General features: G+C 59.8%; 15 protein-coding genes. 8 read left to right on the plus strand and 7 right to left on the minus strand.

The window, feature by feature from the left end:
- The first annotated feature begins 42 nt into the window (after positions 1 to 42).
- Positions 43 to 960, plus strand: a complete 918-nt coding sequence (locus ABTW55_RS12185) for a LysR family transcriptional regulator (RefSeq protein WP_060423616.1) — start codon at positions 43 to 45, stop codon at positions 958 to 960.
- Positions 961 to 1030: 70 nt separating this feature from the next.
- On the opposite strand, the gene glpD is transcribed toward ABTW55_RS12185, so the two are convergent.
- The 6 genes from glpD to ulaG form a co-directional block, all read right to left on the minus strand.
- On the minus strand, positions 1031 to 2539 hold the full coding sequence (gene glpD, locus ABTW55_RS12190) for a glycerol-3-phosphate dehydrogenase (RefSeq protein ID WP_060423619.1): 1509 nt from the start codon (positions 2537 to 2539) through the stop codon (positions 1031 to 1033).
- A gap of 244 nt (positions 2540 to 2783) precedes the next feature.
- Positions 2784 to 3542: a DeoR/GlpR family transcriptional regulator gene (locus ABTW55_RS12195; RefSeq protein WP_004930797.1), complete on the minus strand. Its 759-nt coding sequence runs from the start codon at positions 3540 to 3542 to the stop codon at positions 2784 to 2786.
- Between the two features lie 50 nt (positions 3543 to 3592).
- Positions 3593 to 4429 carry a rhomboid family intramembrane serine protease GlpG gene (gene glpG / locus ABTW55_RS12200; RefSeq protein WP_041037039.1) on the minus strand — a complete coding sequence of 279 codons (837 nt, stop codon included), beginning with the start codon at positions 4427 to 4429 and terminating at the stop codon, positions 3593 to 3595.
- 171 nt (positions 4430 to 4600) lie between these two features.
- A complete protein-coding gene (glpE, locus tag ABTW55_RS12205) occupies positions 4601 to 4927 on the minus strand; it encodes a thiosulfate sulfurtransferase GlpE (protein WP_019455180.1) in 327 nt (108 codons plus the stop codon).
- An 84-nt stretch (positions 4928 to 5011) separates the two neighbouring features.
- Positions 5012 to 5767: an HTH-type transcriptional regulator UlaR gene (ulaR, locus tag ABTW55_RS12210; protein WP_033636329.1), complete on the minus strand. Its 756-nt coding sequence runs from the start codon at positions 5765 to 5767 to the stop codon at positions 5012 to 5014.
- Between the two features lie 112 nt (positions 5768 to 5879).
- Entirely contained in the window at positions 5880 to 6944 is a 1065-nt protein-coding gene (gene ulaG, locus ABTW55_RS12215) for an L-ascorbate 6-phosphate lactonase (RefSeq protein ID WP_049195640.1), read from the minus strand.
- 354 nt (positions 6945 to 7298) lie between these two features.
- Here ulaG and ulaA point away from each other — a divergent pair, with 354 nt between their 5' ends.
- From ulaA to ABTW55_RS12245, 6 genes are read left to right on the plus strand one after another with little or no spacing between them, the layout of a single operon-like run.
- Complete coding sequence (gene ulaA / locus ABTW55_RS12220; protein ID WP_033636328.1) at positions 7299 to 8696, plus strand: PTS ascorbate transporter subunit IIC; 1398 nt, start codon at positions 7299 to 7301, stop codon at positions 8694 to 8696.
- A 14-nt stretch (positions 8697 to 8710) separates the two neighbouring features.
- Positions 8711 to 9019, plus strand: coding sequence for a PTS ascorbate transporter subunit IIB (gene ulaB, locus ABTW55_RS12225; RefSeq protein ID WP_060423621.1), 309 nt, complete (start codon positions 8711 to 8713; stop codon positions 9017 to 9019).
- Positions 9020 to 9029: 10 nt separating this feature from the next.
- Positions 9030 to 9497, plus strand: coding sequence for a PTS ascorbate transporter subunit IIA (gene ulaC / locus ABTW55_RS12230; RefSeq protein ID WP_033649344.1), 468 nt, complete (start codon positions 9030 to 9032; stop codon positions 9495 to 9497).
- Between the two features lie 16 nt (positions 9498 to 9513).
- A complete protein-coding gene (locus tag ABTW55_RS12235; RefSeq protein ID WP_033649343.1) occupies positions 9514 to 10170 on the plus strand; it encodes a 3-keto-L-gulonate-6-phosphate decarboxylase UlaD in 657 nt (218 codons plus the stop codon).
- A 9-nt stretch (positions 10171 to 10179) separates the two neighbouring features.
- The gene (locus ABTW55_RS12240) at positions 10180 to 11088 is read left to right on the plus strand and encodes an L-ribulose-5-phosphate 3-epimerase (protein WP_060423624.1); all 909 of its coding nucleotides are present in this window, start codon (positions 10180 to 10182) and stop codon (positions 11086 to 11088) included.
- Positions 11039 to 11725 (plus strand): L-ribulose-5-phosphate 4-epimerase, encoded by a 687-nt coding sequence (locus tag ABTW55_RS12245; RefSeq protein ID WP_033649394.1) that lies wholly within the window; start codon positions 11039 to 11041, stop codon positions 11723 to 11725. Before ABTW55_RS12240 ends, ABTW55_RS12245 begins: the two co-directional genes overlap by 50 nt.
- A 3-nt stretch (positions 11726 to 11728) precedes the next feature.
- Here the strand turns inward: ABTW55_RS12245 and malT are convergent, their stop codons facing one another.
- A complete protein-coding gene (gene malT, locus ABTW55_RS12250; protein WP_060423627.1) occupies positions 11729 to 14443 on the minus strand; it encodes an HTH-type transcriptional regulator MalT in 2715 nt (904 codons plus the stop codon).
- A 460-nt stretch (positions 14444 to 14903) separates the two neighbouring features.
- Here malT and malP point away from each other — a divergent pair, with 460 nt between their 5' ends.
- On the plus strand, positions 14904 to 17309 hold the full coding sequence (malP, locus tag ABTW55_RS12255) for a maltodextrin phosphorylase (RefSeq protein ID WP_060423631.1): 2406 nt from the start codon (positions 14904 to 14906) through the stop codon (positions 17307 to 17309).
- The last annotated feature ends 5 nt before the right edge of the window (positions 17310 to 17314 follow it).

Genomic DNA, 17314 nt, shown 5'->3' on the forward strand with positions numbered 1-17314 from the left:
AAATAAAATAATATGTTCCGATCTGGCTCCTCAGGTTTTTTTATGAAGATTACGCTGCGCCATATTCGCTGCGCCCTGGCGGTGACTCGCCACGGCAATATCACACAGGCTGCCGAGCATTTGAATGTCTCGCAGCCGGCGGTTTCCGCTGCGCTCAATGAATTGGAAGAGCTTATGGGGAAAGCGCTGTTTGTGCGCCAGCGGGGACATGGGGTGACGCTCACGCCATTTGGGCGACACGCGATGGACAAGGCCCAGCAGATAGTTGCCGGCGTGCACGAGCTGGAACGCCTGGCCGACGAGCGCAGAACCTTGGCCGGTGAGCTGACGCTGGGGTGTTTTGAGGATTTGGCGCCTTACTGCCTGCCGCAGCTGTTGCGCGGGCTGAAAGAAAGTCATCCGGCGATTGGTGTCTCGATTCGTGAATATGGTTTCGACCAAATCAGCAAGCAGTTGAGCAACGGCACGTTGGACGCGGCGCTCAGCTATGATCTTGGCCTGCCGGAGCGGATACGCAGCACCGTATTATGTGAACTGTCCGCTCATGCACTGTTGCCGGCCGACCATCCATTGGCTGATCAAGGCGAGGTCAGCTTGCGGCAGCTCTGTAACTACCCTTTGGTGTTGACGAATCAAGCCTACAGCTCACAACATTTCCTGGAATTGTTTCACTTCTACGGTCTGCAGCCACAGCGCCTCAGTAAAGCCTACTCCCTCGAATTGCAGCGTGGTCTGGTGGCCAACGGTTTCGGTGTCGCCGTGGCTTACACCCGACCTTTTGGCGACCACAGCTACGATGGACAGCCATTGGCCATCCTTCCCATTGCAGAACCGTTACCGCCACAGCGTATTGTTCTGGCTGAGCCGCGTGCCAGCAGCAACTCGCCCCTGGTCAATGCGCTGCGGGAACGGGCAATGCGGTGGTTTGGTGAAAGCGCGGGGTTCGGCTGGCGTCTTTAGCGACGTTGCCGATGTGGACGGCAAATAGAAAAAGGCCGGATAACCGGCCCTTTCTTTGTTACGCTGCGGCTCAGGAAGCCAGAGACAGCGTTTTCGTTTTCGCGTGTTCTGCCAGCCAGGCTTGCACTCGCGCCTGCTGCGCTTCGTCCAGCCACATGCCCAGCTTGGTGCGGCGCCAGATGGCGTCGGCCAGCTCTACGACCCACTCTTTCTCGGTCAGGTAGCGCAGTTCGGCTTCATACAGACCGTGGCCGAAATCTTCGCCCAGATCGGCGAGGCCGTTGGCGCCGGCCAGGATCAGCTCGCTCTGGCTACCGTAGGTGCGGGCATAGCGGCGCGCCAGCGCTTCCGGCAACCAGCCGTGGGCGCGGCGCAGTTTGGCTGCGTAGCCGTCGCGATCGCCGCCGATGTCACCGCCCGGCAGCGTGGCGTTCTTGGTCCACGCCGGGCCGCAGCCTGGGTAGTAGTGGGCCAGTTTTTCCATCGCGTGCTCGGCCAGCTTGCGGTAGGTGGTCAGCTTGCCGCCGAAGACCGACAGCAGCGGCGCCTTGCCTTGTTCGTCGTGCACGTCCAGCGTGTAATCGCGGGTGATCGCCTGCGGCGAATCGGATTCGTCGTCGCACAGCGGACGCACGCCGGAGTAAGTCCAGACGATGTCGTCGCGGCCCAGCTGCTTCTTGAAGTGATCGTTGTACACTTTCAGCAGATAAGCGATTTCGTTCTCGTCGATCTTCACGTCCTTCGGATCGCCTTTGTACTCCACGTCGGTGGTGCCGATGATGGAGAACTCGTCATTCCACGGGATCACGAACACGATGCGGTGGTCTTCGTTCTGCAGAATGTAAGACTGCGGCTGATCGTGTACGCGCGGCACCACGATGTGGCTGCCTTTGATCAGGCGGATGCCGTAAGGCGATTTCAGCTTCAGGCCGTCGTCGAAGAAGTTTTTCACCCACGGGCCGGTGGCGTTCACCAGGCCTTTGGCGCGCCAGGTGAAGGTTTTGCCGCTGTCGATATCGACCGCTTCCACCATCCACATGCCGTTTTCACGCCATGCGCGGGTCACTTTGGTGCGGGTGCGCACTTCGCCGCCGCGTTTTTCCACTTCCTGCGCGTTCAGCACCACCAGGCGAGCATCGTCGACCCAGCAGTCGGAATATTCGAAACCGCGCTTCAATTCAGGCTTCAGCACCGACTCTGGTCCAAAGCGCAAGCCCTTGCTGCCCGGCAGGCTGGTGCGTTTGCCCAGGTGATCGTACAGGAACAGGCCGATACGGATCATCCAGGCCGGGCGCAGGTGCGGCTGGTGCGGCAGGCGGAAACGCATTGGGAACGCGATGTGCGGCGCCAGCTTCAGCAGCACTTCACGTTCGGCCAGCGCTTCGCTCACCAAACGGAATTCGTAGTGTTCCAGGTAGCGCAGGCCACCGTGGATCAGTTTGGAACTGGCGGAAGACGTAGCACAGGCCAAGTCTTGCGCTTCCAGTAGCAGTACCGACAGCCCGCGCCCGGCAGCATCCGCCGCGATGCCGGCACCGTTGATGCCGCCACCGATAACGATCAAGTCTTTGGTTTCCACGTCATCTTCCTCCAGATGTTCGAAATAGCTCTTTCATGTTCGTTTTCGCTCATGATTGTAATCAAAAACCAACAAGCAAGCCAAGACTTAACCAAACAAAAACATTTAGGCGTGATAAAGGTAACAGTTTGGTGATGATAGGCATATAAATGATAAGGATATGGCGCGGGCGGGCAAACGGCTGTCGAAAAGGGGGCGTCGGGGGGAAACGGGGCGGCGGCGCGCCCCGCGGGTTAACGGCGGATCAGCACAGCTCCAGCTGCACGTCGTACTGCTCGATGATTTTCATCACGCTCGGCGGCGGCAGCTGGTCGGTAAACAGGTAGTCGATCAGGTTCATGTTGCCCAGGTTGACCATGGCGTTGCGGCCGAATTTGGAGTGGTCGGTGACCAGCATCACGCAGCGGGAATTTTCGATAATCGCGCGTTTGGTGCGCACTTCGTGATAGTCGAATTCGAGCAGCGAACCGTCCATATCGATGCCGCTGATGCCGAGAATGCCGTAATCGAGGCGGAATTGGGAGATAAAGTCCAGGGTGGCTTCGCCCATGATGCCGCCGTCGCGGGTGCGCACTTCGCCGCCGGCCAGGATCAGACGGAAGTCTTCCTTGGCGGTCAGCAGAGTGGCGACGTTGAGGTTGTTGGTGACCACGCGCAGGTTCTTGTGGTTCATCAGCGCATGGGCCACCGCTTCCGGCGTGGTGCCGATATCGATGAACAGCGTGGCGCCGTCCGGGATCTGGCTGGCGACGCGCTGCGCGATGCGGGCCTTCTCTTCCGACCACATCACCTTGCGATCGTTATAGGCAGCGTTGACCGAGCTGGAAGGCAGCGCCGCGCCGCCGTGGTGACGCTGGATCTTGTTCTGGTCGGCCAGGTCATTCAAATCGCGGCGAATCGTTTGCGGGCTGACGTCAAAATGTTCGACCAGCTCTTCCGTGCTGACGTAACCCTGCAGGCGCACCAGCTCGATAATTGCGTCATGACGCTGTGTTTGCTTCACGATAATCCCCTAAAACGCCCGCTATGCCCGCTGGGCACAGCTCCCGGCTGTTATTGTTCGTTGTGTGCGCGATGGCGCGTATCCCAAAATGCCATCAATAACCCTAACACTAAACCGGCTACGTGTGCCGCGTTGGCGATCGACATTCCTAAAATATCGAAATATCCGGCCACCAGCCACAGCACCGAGAACGCCATCAGGCCGCGCGGCAGCATCAGGCCGCGCTCCGGCGCCCGTTCGCCCGACAGCCAGACATAGCCCATCAGCGCATAAACCACTCCCGACAGCCCGCCGAACAGCGCGCCGCTGAACAGCGATTGCGCCCAGCCGCTGAAGAAGGCCGACACCACCGCCAGCACGAACAGCTTGCCGGCACCGAGGCGTTTTTCCATCTGGCCGCCGAGATACCACCACCACATCAGGTTAAACAGAATATGCAGCAGGGAGAAGTGCAGGAACGCATGGCTGACCCAGCGCCACAGCTGCGTGTATTGGCTGCTGTTTTGCGGCCAGGAGAGCCAGTACATCACGGTGTCGTCGCCCAGCGCCTGCATCAGAATATAGACCGCGATGCACAGCACCATCACGCCGAGCGTCAGCGGCCCGGCCTTGCTGCGCAGGGTGTGCAGATAGGATTCGCTCTGATAGTGCAGGCCGGCGTCGGTATGGCCGGTCTGCCAACTGGCGGCCTGATAACGGCGGTTGAGCGGATCGGTCAGAAACTGCTGCAGCTCGTGTTGCACCTGCTCGAGGTGAACGTCGTCGGCCAGCCAGATTTCCGCCGCCTCGCCGCTGTTGCGCAGCTCAAGCCGGATGCCCTGGGTCGCCATATAGTCGACAAAGGCCAGCGCCAGGCGCGGGTTGGATACGGCGATTACTCTAACCATTGCTCTTCCGTCGTAAGTGAATGATTTTGGCCGCGGCTTGCCCGCCGGCGACCCTGACGGCCGATTATAACGTCGAAATCCTGAGCGCTGGCAAACGGATCTGCGAAAAACCCGCGAAAACGCGCACAAAATCGAAGGGGAAGCCCGCCGACGCACGGCGGGCGGCGGGGATCAGGCAGAGGTTTCCACGTCTTGCGGATACTGGCGGGCCCAGGCCTCGAAGCCGCCGTCGATGCTGTAGACCGCGTCGAACCCCTGGTGCAGCAGATACTGCGCCGCGCTGCGGCTGCTGTTGCCGTGGTAGCACATCACCATTACCGGCCGCTCGAAGTCGTTTTGCTGCATAAAGGCCGACAGGGTGGCGTTGGTGAGGTGAAAGGCGCCCGGCGTATGCCCGGCTTCAAAACTTTGCGGATCGCGGATGTCGACCAGGGCGGCGCTGCCCTCTTTCCAGCGGGCGTACGCTTGCTCAACGTTGATCGCTTCGAACTGTTCCATACTGCTGACTGCCTCGTAATTGGGGGACGCCGCTATTGTAACCAACTCTGCGGCGTTTAAGACCAGAACAAGGGTGTGGTTTTGTCACACCAGCAGCACTTCAACGCCCTGTTGACGCAGTTGCTCAACGATCGCCGGATTGGCAGCGCGGCCGGTGATCACCATGGCGATTTGCTCGGTGCGGCTGAACAGCATGCCGGCGCGTTGGCCGACTTTGCTGCTGTCGACCAGCACCACCAGTTTACCGACGTAGTTGAGCATCTTTTGCTCCGCCATGGCGGTCAGCATATCCGTTTTATACAAACCCTCGGCGGTAAGGCCGATACCGCTGGTGAACATCCAGTGCCCGGCGTACAGCGTCGCGTCGCCGTCCTGAGGCGCCAGGGTAATCGACTGAGTCTTGTTGTACTGGCCACCCATGATCACCACGCTGTCATGGTCCTGTTCGATCAGGTAGTTGGCCAGCGGCAGGTAGTTGGTGATCACCTGAACCGGCTTGCCGCAAATTTCACGCCCCAGCAGAAATGCGGTGGAACCGCAGTTGATCACCACGCTTTCGCCCGGCTGACAGAGTTGCGCCGCCGCTGCCGCGATGCGCATTTTTTCATCGAGATGCTGGGTTTGATGGATGTTGAGCGGCGTCCAGGCCGGGCGCGGGGTTTGCGTGGCTTCGGCGCCGTTGCGCACTTTGCGCAATTTGCCAATTTCATTCAGTTTGTTGATGTCCCGGCGCGCGGTGGCCGGAGAGATGTCAAACGCCGCGATCACGTCCGCCACGGAGATTTGCCCCTTGCGATGCAAGAGATCGAGAATGGCATTGTGGCGTTGGGACTCTGTCATGCGGGCTCCATCAGGGTGAGAAGAACGTCGTTGCCTTCGATTATATGCGCGCCGTTTGACGATTTGAATCATTGCCGTTCAAAAGCGCGCATCAGTATGCAACACCGGTTGATTACAAGAAAGACTTGAAGGGCAGGTCGGGTTCCTGGGTGAAACAATCATCGAACCCGCGCGGATAGTGATATTCCAAATTGTCTTTGTCCTGCGGCCAGATGAACTTGCCGCCAACCTGCCAGATAAAGGGTTTGAAACCGTACTTGAGCCGATCCTTTTTCATGTCCCACAACACGCGGATCTCCTGCGGGTCTGCCTGGAAATTCGACCAAATATCGTGGTGGAAGGGGATCACGACCTTGGCGTTCAACGATTCCGCCATGCGCAAGATGTCGGCGCTGGTCATCTTGTCGGTAATGCCGCGTGGGTTCTCGCCGTAGGAGCCGAGGGCGACATCAATGTGGTGATCGTTGCCGTGCTTGGCGTAATAGTTGGAGTAGTGAGAATCGCCGCTGTGATAAAGGTTGCCGCCCGGCGTTTTGAACAGGTAGTTGACCGCACGCAGATCCATGCCGTCCGGCAGTACGCCCGCGGCCTTTTGTTCCACCGGTAATGTGATCAGCGCCGTGCGATCGAAAGCATCCAACGCATGAATTTCGACGTCTTTGATTTTTATCACGTCGCCAGGTTTGACGGTGATGCAGCGCGCCGGCGGCACGCCCCAGCCGATCCAGATATCCACGCAGCTTTTCGGCCCGATAAACGGGACGGATTCGGGACAGTTCTGCAACACGGCCGCCGCGACGTTCACATCGATATGGTCGTTGTGATCGTGCGTGGCCAGCACGGCGTCGAGCTGGGTGATGGCGAACGGGTCGAGTACGAATGGGGTGGTGCGCAGGTTCGGCTGCAGTTTCCGCACCCCGGCCATGCGCTGCATTTGGTGGCCGGTTTTCATCAGCGGGTTGCCGTGGCTCTGCTTGCCGGTGCCACACCAAAAATCGACGCACAGGTTGGCGCCTTCTTCAGACTTGAGCCAGATGCCGGTGCAGCCCAGCCACCACATGGCGAAGGTGCCGGGCGCGACTTTCTCCTGCTCTATCTCTTCGTTCAGCCAAGTGCCCCATTCGGGAAAGGTGTTCAATATCCAGGACTCGCGGGTGATGTCGTTGACTTTACTCATGGGTTTTTCCTCATTGTCGGTGATGATAAAATCATAAGTAATCACATTTAGATTTTATGTGACTTGTTTTGATTGAATCTAGCATCGTTTTTTTCAGCTGACAACGATCTTAACTCCCGTTAACGCCGCCTTATTCGCGTGCGACACTGCCCATGGCGCTTATGCTTCTCCTGGTTACTGCTATTAAATTCAATGGGTAATAAAATGAGTGTTGCCTAATTCATTGAATGTTAGTGGAATTGATTTTTATCTTGCGAGGTTGTTCACAAATAATCATTTATGATCTTTTTGTGATTGTTGGTGATTGATATGGTGAAAGCGTTACCTGCACGCCAACCTTTCCGGGAGAGCCGTATGGAAACCCTTTACACCATCTTCACCGTCTTTTTTAACCAGGTGATGACCAATGCGCCGCTGCTGCTGGGGCTGGTTACACTGCTGGGTTACACGTTGCTGCGCAAAAGCGCGGCGGTCATCATCAAAGGCACCATCAAGACTATTATCGGTTTCATGTTATTGCAGGCCGGCTCCGGCATCCTGACCGGCACGTTCAAACCGGTTGTGGCGAAGTTGTCCGAGGTATACGGCATCAACGGGGCGATTTCGGACACCTATGCTTCGATGATGGCCACCATCGAACGTATGGGGGACGCCTACAGCTGGGTCGGCTACGCGGTATTGCTGGCATTGGCGCTGAACATTCTCTACGTACTGCTGCGGCGTATTACCGGGATTCGTACCATCATGCTCACCGGCCACATCATGTTTCAGCAGGTCGGGCTGATCGCGGTATTTTTCTACATTCTGGGTTACGGCATGTGGACGACGGTATTGTGCAGCGCGCTCTTGGCTTCACTGTACTGGGGCATCACCTCCAACATGATGTTCAAACCGACGCAGGCGGTAACGGAAAACAGCGGCTTCTCGATCGGGCATCAACAGCAGTTCGCGTCGTGGCTGGCATACAAGGCCGCACCGTATCTCGGTAAAAAAGAGGACAGCGTGGAAGATCTGAAGCTGCCCGGGTGGCTGAACATTTTCCATGACAACATCGTGTCCACCGCCATCGTGATGACGCTGTTTTTCGGCATCATTTTGTGCTCGTTCGGCTTGGACACTCTGCAGGCGATGGCCGGTAAAACCCACTGGAGCATTTATATCCTGCAAACCGGGCTGATGTTCGCGGTGGCGATTTTCATCATCGTGCAGGGCGTGCGCATGTTCGTCGCCGAATTGACCGAGGCCTTTAACGGCATTTCCCAACGTCTGATCCCCGGCGCGGTACTGGCCATCGACTGTGCCGCCATTTATAGCTTCGCGCCCAACGCCGTGGTGTGGGGTTTTATGTGGGGCACCATCGGCCAACTGATCGCCGTCGGCATACTGTTAGCGCTCGGCTCTTCCATCATGATTATTCCCGGTTTCATTCCCATGTTCTTTTCTAACGCCACCATCGGCGTATTCGCTAACCACTTCGGTGGCTGGCGTGCGGCGATGAAGATCTGTCTGGTGATGGGAATGATAGAGATCTTCGGCTGCGTGTGGGCCATCAAACTGACTGGGCTAAGTGCCTGGATGGGCATGGCGGACTGGTCGATTCTGGCGCCGCCGCTGATGCAGGGGCTGAGTCTGGGCCTGTGGTTTATGGGTGTGGTGATCGTTATCGCCCTGCTGTACATGTTCTTCGCCGGACGCACCCTGCGTGCGGAAGAAGATGCTGAAAAACAATCGGTTGAACCAGCGTCACGTTAATAGGAGTGCAGATTATGACGGTACGAATCCTGGCGGTATGCGGTTGCGGGCAAGGCAGTTCCATGATCATGAAAATGAAAGTCGACCAATTTTTAACGCAGCAAGGTGTGAATCATTCGGTCAACAGCTGTGCGGTGGGGGAATACAAATCCGAGTTGAACGGGGCCGACATCATCATTGCTTCCACCCATGTCGCCGACGAAATCGTCGTGAGCGGCAACAAATATGTGGTTGGGGTGCGCAATATGCTCTCGGCGGCGGACTTCGGCCCGAAGCTGATGGAAGTTATCGGCACGTATTTTCCGCAAGATTTGAAGCAGTAAGGAGCGAGTGATGAAGCTGAGCGATTCGTTGGCGCAAAACAACGCCATCCAACTGCAGGCGGAGGCTGCTGACTGGCGGCAGGCGGTGCGGTTGGGCGTCGATTTGCTGGTGGCTGCCGGGGTGGTGGAACCGCGCTATTTCGACGCCATTTTGGCCGGCGTCGACCGGCACGGCCCTTACTTCGTGCTGGCGCCGGGCCTGGCGATGCCGCACGGCCGGCCGGAGGAAGGGGTGCTGAAAACCGGCTTCGCCTTGGTCACCTTGAAAACGCCGGTGTGTTTCGGCGATGAAGACAACGATCCGATAGACATCTTGATCACCCTGGCGGCGGTGGACGCCAAAACGCATCAGGAGGTGGGGATCATGCAAGTGGTGAATCTGTTTGAAGATGAGGCGAACTTCGATCGCTTGCGGGCCTGTCGCCACGCGAGCGAGGTATTGGCGTTGATCGACAAAACGTCTACGGCGGCGAATTGATTGAAGGAGACAAACAATGAACACGCAGTTACCGATGTTGCAGGTGGCGCTGGATAACCTGTCCATGGCCGCGGCTTACGACACGACTCGCCTGATCGCGGCCGAAGTCGACATCATCGAAGTCGGCACTATTTTGTGCGTGGCGGAAGGCGTGCGCGCCGTGCGCGATCTGAAAGCGCTGTATCCGGATCGCATCGTGTTGGCGGACGCAAAAATCGCCGATGCGGGTCAGATTTTGGCGCGAATGTGCTTCGAGGCGCATGCCGATTGGATCACGGTGATCTGCTGTGCCGACATCAATACGGTCAAGGGCGCCCTGCAGGTGGCGCATGAGTTCGGTGGCGACGTGCAGATCGAACTGACGGGGTTCTGGACCTGGGAACAGGCGCAGGCGTGGCGTGAAGCGGGAATGGGTCAGGTGGTGTACCACCGCAGCCGCGATGCGCAGGCCGCAGGGGTCGCATGGAGCGAAGACGATATCCGCGCGGTGCGCCGCCTGAGCGAGATGGGTTTTAAGGTGACGGTCACCGGCGGTTTGGCGTTGGAAGACTTGCCACTGTTCCAGGGCATTCCCATCCACGTCTTTATCGCCGGACGCAGCATTCGCGATGCCGCCGATCCGGTCGCGGCGGCGCGGGAATTTAAATCCGTCATTGCCCAGCTGTGGGGCTGAGGAGCGGTTATGTTGCACAAATCCGTGCCGTTGGGCATCTATGAGAAAGCGTTGCCGCCGGGCGAGGACTGGCTGACGCGCCTGCAACTGGCGGGTGAGTTGGGATTCGATTTCGTTGAAATGTCGATCGATGAAAGCGACGGCCGCCTGGCGCGGCTGGACTGGAGCGCTGAACAGCGGCTCGCCTTGGTTAGCGCCGTTGCGGCGAGCGGTGTGCGCGTCCCTTCTTTATGCCTCAGCGCCCACCGGCGTTTTCCGTTGGGCAGTGCAGACGACACCACGCGCGAACGGGGACTGGAGATCGTGCGAAAAGCTATTCGGCTGGCGCAGGATACCGGCATCCGGGTGATCCAACTGGCCGGGTATGACGTTTATTACCAGCAGTCAACTGCGCAGACCCGCGCCCGGTTCCGCGCCGGATTGGCGCAGGCGGTGGAGATGGCCAGCCGTGCGCAGGTCATGCTGGCGATGGAAATCATGGACTATCCGCTGATGAACTCGATCAGCAAGGCGCTGGGCTATGCCCACTACCTGAATAACCCGTGGTTTCAGCTGTACCCGGACATCGGCAACTTGTCTGCCTGGGACAACGATGTGCCGATGGAGCTCATGGCCGGGCGCGGATATATCGTGGCGGTACACGTTAAGGATACGCGGCCGGGGGAGTTTAAGAATGTGCCGTTCGGCGAGGGCGTGGTCGATTTCGTGCGCTGTTTCGAAACGCTGTTGCAGAGCGGCTATCGCGGCCCCTATCTGCTCGAGATGTGGAGCGAGAAAGCGGACGATCCGCTGCGGGCGGTGCGGGAGGCGCGAGCCTGGGTGATTGAACGCATGGTCGAGGCCGGGTTGGAAATAAGGGGGGAGCATGCTGGATCAACTGAAAAGTCAGGTGTACCGAGCCAATATGGCGTTGCCTGAGCACGGGCTGGTGACCTATACCTGGGGCAATGTCAGCGGCATCGATCGGGCCAGTGGGCTGGTGGTGATCAAACCCAGCGGCGTACCTTATGAAACGATGCGGGCTGAGGATATGGTGGTGGTGAATGCGCGAGGTGAGGTTGTCGAGGGGCAACTGCGGCCTTCGTCCGATACGCCGACGCATTTGGCGCTGTATCGGGCGTTCCCCCAACTCGGCGGTGTGGTGCATACGCACTCTACCCATGCCACCGCCTGGGCGCAGGCGGGTGAAGCGATACCGGCGCTCGGCACCACCCACGCCGACTATTTTTCCGGCGACATTCCTTGTACACGCGGGCTGACGGCGGAAGAGGTGGCGCGGGAATATGAGCTGAACACCGGTCGGGTGATTATCGAAACCCTGAAAGGGCGTGAACCGCTGCACATTCCCGGCATCCTGGCGTATCAGCATGGCCCGTTCAGTTGGGGAAGGACGCCGGATGAGGCGGTGCATAACGCCGTGGTGTTGGAGGAGGTGGCGAAAATGGCGTGGATCAGCCGGGATATTAACCCCGGCCTGAAACGGATCGATGACTATCTGCTGGAAAAGCATTTCAGCCGCAAACATGGCGCCGGCGCCTATTACGGCCAGCGCTGACTCTCAGGCGCCGTACCCCATCATCTTCAACAGCTGCTGCGCTTGCTGCACCGCTTCCTGGCGATGGGCCACGCCCAGTTTCTGATACAGGTTGCGGATGTGCGTCTTGATGGTGGTGGCCGCCACGTCCAACTCGCCGGCGATCTGGTCGTTGCTGTAGCCGGAATAGATCAGCCCCAGCACCTGCCATTCGCGCTGGGTGAGCGGGCTGGTGCGGATCAGCTCCGGCACCTGCGGATGGGTCAGCAGCTTATCGACGAAGTTCTCGTCAAAATGCGCGAACTTGTGCCGATGATGCTGGTTGATGTCGCGCAGGATGCGCTGGGCGCGATGCTGTTCCAGCTCCGGCAGCGTGTTGAGCTGGATCAGCTGGCGCAGCTGCTGCGCCATCGCTTCGCCCTCGATGACGAAGTGGCTGATAAAGCCGGTGCGGTTGGCCAGCGACAGCGCTTCGATCAGCGCCTGCTGCGCTTCGCCCTTGCGCTCTTGCAGCCAGTAGAGCTGGTTGCTGAGCAGCAGGTTGCGGTTGAGATCGCTCACCAGCCGCAGGCGGCGGGCGTTTTCGTTCAGCTCATCCAACACCACGCCGGCCTCTTCATACTGGCCGAGCAGGATCTGCACCCGCGCGATGTTGCGCCACTGGCCCTGCGTGAAGTGGTTGTCCGCCATGCCGGGTTTTTCGGTGTGGCGCAGCCATTGGGCGGCGGCGGCGGTGTCGCCGGTCATCTGCCAGTGGATCACCCGCGACTTGTCGGTGTTGGTCAGCCAGTCGCGATGGTAGTGGGCGCCGTGCAGCAGGGTTTCGCAGCGCTGCAGATGGGTATTGGCGTTGTCCAGATCGCCGCGCGCCAGCGAGCATTTGGCCAGCATGGCGATGCACTGCAGCTGCTGTTGCGGCTGGTAGTTCGCCAGGATTTTCAGCCCGGTGCGCGCCGCGTCTTCCGCCTCGTCCAGCCGCGACCACGACCACAGGATCTGCGCGCGAATGCGCAGCAGGAACTCGTGCATCGGCAGCTGTTCCAGGTGTTGCTCGCGGATCAGTTCGAACGCCTTGTCCTGGGTTTCGTAAGCGGCCTGCAGGAAGCCCTGGGCGATGAGGATTTCGCTCTGCTGCAGCAGCGCCCAGAGCGCGTAATGGTTGGCCTGATGACGACGCGCCATCTGCTCGGTTTGCTGCATCATCGGCAGCGCGCGCGCCAGTTCGCCCTTGCAGTGGTGCACTTCGCCGGTCACCGAGGTGGCGACGATGCGGCTGTAATAGCTGGACAGCGGCAGGAATTTCAACGCTTCGGTCGCCAGCCGCTCGGCCTCTTCCGGTTTACCGGCGTTGATCGCCACCTGGGCGCGCAAGGCGTCGAACTCGGCGTGCAGCGTTTGGTCTATCTCGATTTTCTGTTCGCGCATGGTGCGCTCGGCGCGTTCCAGCAGGGTGTTGACCTCGCCGTAGCGGTGCTGGCTCTGCGCCAGCCAGGCCTGCAGCAGCGCCAGCTTGGGGTTCTGGATCAGGCGCTCATAGGGCAGCGCGTTGAGGCACTCTTCCAGCAAGGCCAGTTCGCTGTGGTGGAACAGCGACCAGGCGTGTTGCAGCAGGATATCGCGCAGCATGCTGACGTCGCTGGCCGCCAGCGCATGGTGAATGGCCTCTGCCGGATATCCCAGCGCCAGCCAGCCTTCGGCGGCGGCGCGGTGCAACCCCGGCAGCTCCAGCGCCAGTTCCCACTGGCAACGCTGGCGCAGGAAAGAGGCGAACAGCGGGTGGAAGTTGAACCATTCGCCGGTGTCGTCCATGCGGTGGATAAACAGCCCCTGGCGCTCCAGCTCCTCCAGCCGCTGCTGGCCGTTGTCTTCGCCGGTCAGCCGCACGATCAGCGCGTCGTTCATCGAGCGCAGCACCGAACAGCGCAGCAGGAAGGCGCGCGCATCGGCATCGACGTGATCCAGCACTTCGTCCACCAGGTAGTCGGACAGGTGGCTGGCGTTCAGCCCCGCCAGCCGCTTGGCCGACAGCTGAGCTGATGAGGCGGACTGGCGGGCCGACAGCGCGATCAGCTGCAGCGCGGTGGCCCAGCCTTCGACTTCGTCGCACAGGCGGCTGCTGTCCTGCTGTTCCATCGGCGCCGCCAGGCGGCAGTCGAAGAATTGTTTGGCTTCCTGATGGGTAAACGCCAGCTGCTGCGTGCCCATTTCCAGCAGCTGATCGCGCACCCGCAGATTGGCGATGCCGAGCGGCGGCAGGGTGCGCGAGAGCAGGATCAGCGTCAGGTTTTCCGGCTGATGGCGCAGGAAGAAGCGCATGGCTTCGTGAATGGCGTCGTTGGTGATCAGATGGTAGTCGTCGATCACCAGGTACAGCGGCTGGTGCCAGTCGGCCAGCTCGATAAACAGCTGGGCGAACAGCGCCGACAGGCTGGCGTACTGGTGTTTCTGGCTCAGCGCCTCGCTCTTGACGCAGCGGCCGCCGCTGGCCTGCTGCAGCGCGGCGATCAGGTAGCTGGCGAAGCGCTCCGGTTGGTTGTCGCTCTCGTCCAGCGAATACCAGCCCAGATCGGCCTTGCCGGCCGCCCATTGGGCGATCAGCGTGGTTTTTCCGTATCCCGCCGGGCAATTGACCAGTGTCAGGCGATAGTTGCCCGCGCTGGCCAGTTTGGCCAGCAGGCGATCGCGGATCACGGTATTTTGCAGCCGTACCGGGCGGCTCAGTTTTGATGGGATCAGCATAGTATTCCAGGGTATAAATCGCGGTTCCCGCCGGGTTTGGAGTGGCGCTAATTATTTTATGGTTCGTAATTAATAGCTCCCCCTAACTTCTGCCAACCCTAAACGTATTGCAACAAGCTTCCACATCGGCTTGGAGTTAAGTTGCTATCGATCACACTTTTTTACGTTTGGCGTCGGCGCGCGGCGATGCGGTTGCAGATCGCATTTCCGGCCATGCACAAAACTTCAGCAGTGCGAATACTTGTGCTAACGTCATGGCTAACGTTCTCAGTGCTCGCCGCACGCGTTGGCGGGCTTTTTTGCATCGTTGCAAGGGAGTCAAACAGTGCCTGAGATCACAATTCCAGCTACGCCCCAATCCTCCTCCCCAGCTAATCCCCAGGCGGGATGATGCCGTCAGGCTTTCTCACCGGCACGATAGCGGCAATTTGACCCACTTACTGGATAGAGAGTTTTCCTTATGTCACAGCCTACGCTCAAGAAGGATGCTTTTCTGGCGGCGCTTGCCCGTCAGTGGCAACGGTTCGGCCTCAGTTCCGCACAGCAGATGACGCAACATCAATGGTGGGAAGCCGTCAGTGCGGCGCTGGCCGAGCAGCTGGCCGCACAGCCGGCGCCGCGCAAAAGCGCCAAACCGCTGCGCCACGTGAACTACATCTCGATGGAGTTTCTGATCGGCCGGCTGACGGCGAACAACCTGATCAACCTAGGCTGGTACGACACCGTCGAGCAGGCGCTGGCGGAGCAGAACGTCAAGCTGGCGGATCTGCTGGAGCAGGAAACCGATCCGGCGCTGGGCAACGGCGGGCTGGGGCGGCTGGCGGCCTGTTTCCTTGACTCGATGGCGACGGTGGAGCAACCGGCCACCGGGTATGGGCTGAACTACCAGTACGGGCTGTTCCGCCAGTCGTTCCAGGGTGGGCAGCAGCAAGAGGCGCCGGATAACTGGCAGCGCGAGAGCTACCCGTGGTTCCGCCACAACGCCGCGCTGGCGGTGGACGTGGGCATCGGCGGCAAGCTGGAAAAGCAGGCCGACGGCCGCGAACTGTGGCGCCCGGCCTTCACCCTGCGCGGCGAAGCCTGGGATCTGCCGGTGCTGGGGTATCGCAACGGCGTGGCGCAGCCGCTGCGCCTGTGGCAGGCGACCCATCAGCATCCGTTCAACCTGAGCGATTTCAACGACGGCAAATTCCTGCAGGCGGAGAAGCAGGGCGTAGAAGCCGACAAGCTGACCAAGGTGCTCTACCCGAACGACAACCATCAGGCCGGCAAGCGCCTGCGCCTGATGCAGCAGTATTTCCAGTGCGCCTGCTCGGTGGCGGACATTTTGCGCAAGCACCATCAGGCCGGCCGCAAGATTGAAGAGCTGCCGAAGTACGAAGTGATCCAACTGAACGACACCCACCCGACCATCGCCATTCCGGAAATGCTGCGCATTCTGCTGGACGAGCACCAGCTGGAGTGGGAGGCGGCCTGGGCGATCACCAGCAACACTTTCGCCTATACCAACCACACCCTGATGCCGGAAGCGCTGGAGTGCTGGGATGAAAAACTGGTGCGCAGCCTGCTGCCGCGCCATTTCTCCATCATCAAACAGATCAACGCCAGGTTCAAAAAGCGGGTGGATAAGCACTGGCCGGGCGACGAGGCGGTGTGGGCCAAACTGGCGGTGCACCACAACAAGCAGGTGCGCATGGCCAACCTGTGCGTGGTCAGCGGCTTTGCGGTCAACGGCGTGGCGCAGCTGCACTCGGATCTGGTGGTGAAGGATCTGTTCCCGGAATATCACCAGCTGTGGCCGAACAAATTCCATAACGTCACCAACGGCATCACGCCGCGCCGCTGGCTGAAACAGTGCAACCCGGCGCTGTCGGGCCTGATCGACGAGACGCTGAAGGTGGAATGGGCGAACGATCTCGACGCGTTGCGCGGGCTGGAAAAATTCGCCGACGACGCGGCGTTCCGCCAGCGTTATCAGCAGATCAAACGCGACAACAAGGTGGCGCTGGCCCATTACGTGCACGGTGTGATGGGATTGACGCTCGACCCGGACGCGATTTTCGACGTGCAGATCAAGCGTCTGCACGAGTACAAACGCCAGCACCTGAACCTGCTGCACATCCTGTCGCTGTATCGCCAGCTGCGCGACAACCCGAATCTGGACATCGTGCCGCGCGTCTTCCTGTTCGGCGCCAAGGCGGCGCCGGGCTACTACCTGGCGAAGAACATCATCTACGCGATCAACCAGGCGGCCGAGAAGATCAATAACGATCCGCTGGTGAAAGATCGCCTGAAAGTGGCGTTCATTCCCGACTACCGCGTGTCGGTGGCCGAACTGATGATCCCGGCGGCGGATATCTCCGAGCAGATCTCCACCGCTGGCAAAGAGGCCTCCGGCACCGGCAATATGAAGCTGGCGCTGAACGGCGCGCTGACGGTCGGCACGCTGGACGGCGCCAATGTCGAAATCGCCGAGCAGGTGGGCGAAGACAATATCTTTATCTTCGGCAATACCGTGGAGCAGGTGAAGGCGATACTGGCGAAGGGCTACGATCCGCTCAGCTACCGCAAGAAAGACAAGCACCTGAAGGCGATTTTGGACGAGCTGGCGAGCGGCGCGTTCAGCCACGGCGACAAGCACGCGTTCGACATGATGCTGCACAGCCTGCTGGAGGGCGGCGATCCCTATCTGGTGTTGGCGGACTTCGCCTCGTATTGCCAGGCGCAAAGCCGGGTCGATGAACTGTACCGCGATCGGGACGAATGGACGCGGCGGACTATCCTTAACACCGCGCGCGTCGGCATGTTCAGCTCGGATCGTTCGATCCGCGATTACCAGCAGCGCATCTGGCAAGCCAAACGTTAAGGAGA

The organism is Serratia sp. SM04 (assembly GCF_040280225.1).
GTDB lineage: Bacteria > Pseudomonadota > Gammaproteobacteria > Enterobacterales > Enterobacteriaceae > Serratia > Serratia sarumanii.

Bases quoted from the DNA above. Each gene is read 5' to 3' on its own strand.
- malT (WP_060423627.1), bottom strand. From the start codon at position 14,443: ATGCTGATCCCATCAAAACTGAGCCGCCCGGTACGGCTGCAAAATACC.
- glpE (WP_019455180.1), bottom strand. From the start codon at position 4,927: ATGGAACAGTTCGAAGCGATCAACGTTGAGCAAGCGTACGCCCGCTGG.
- glpG (WP_041037039.1), bottom strand. From the start codon at position 4,429: ATGGTTAGAGTAATCGCCGTATCCAACCCGCGCCTGGCGCTGGCCTTT.
- ulaB (WP_060423621.1), top strand. From the start codon at position 8,711: ATGACGGTACGAATCCTGGCGGTATGCGGTTGCGGGCAAGGCAGTTCC.
- ulaG (WP_049195640.1), bottom strand. From the start codon at position 6,944: ATGAGTAAAGTCAACGACATCACCCGCGAGTCCTGGATATTGAACACC.
- ulaA (WP_033636328.1), top strand. From the start codon at position 7,299: ATGGAAACCCTTTACACCATCTTCACCGTCTTTTTTAACCAGGTGATG.
- ABTW55_RS12185 (WP_060423616.1), top strand. From the start codon at position 43: ATGAAGATTACGCTGCGCCATATTCGCTGCGCCCTGGCGGTGACTCGC.
- malP (WP_060423631.1), top strand. From the start codon at position 14,904: ATGTCACAGCCTACGCTCAAGAAGGATGCTTTTCTGGCGGCGCTTGCC.
- ABTW55_RS12240 (WP_060423624.1), top strand. From the start codon at position 10,180: ATGTTGCACAAATCCGTGCCGTTGGGCATCTATGAGAAAGCGTTGCCG.
- ulaR (WP_033636329.1), bottom strand. From the start codon at position 5,767: ATGACAGAGTCCCAACGCCACAATGCCATTCTCGATCTCTTGCATCGC.
- ulaC (WP_033649344.1), top strand. From the start codon at position 9,030: ATGAAGCTGAGCGATTCGTTGGCGCAAAACAACGCCATCCAACTGCAG.
- ABTW55_RS12235 (WP_033649343.1), top strand. From the start codon at position 9,514: ATGAACACGCAGTTACCGATGTTGCAGGTGGCGCTGGATAACCTGTCC.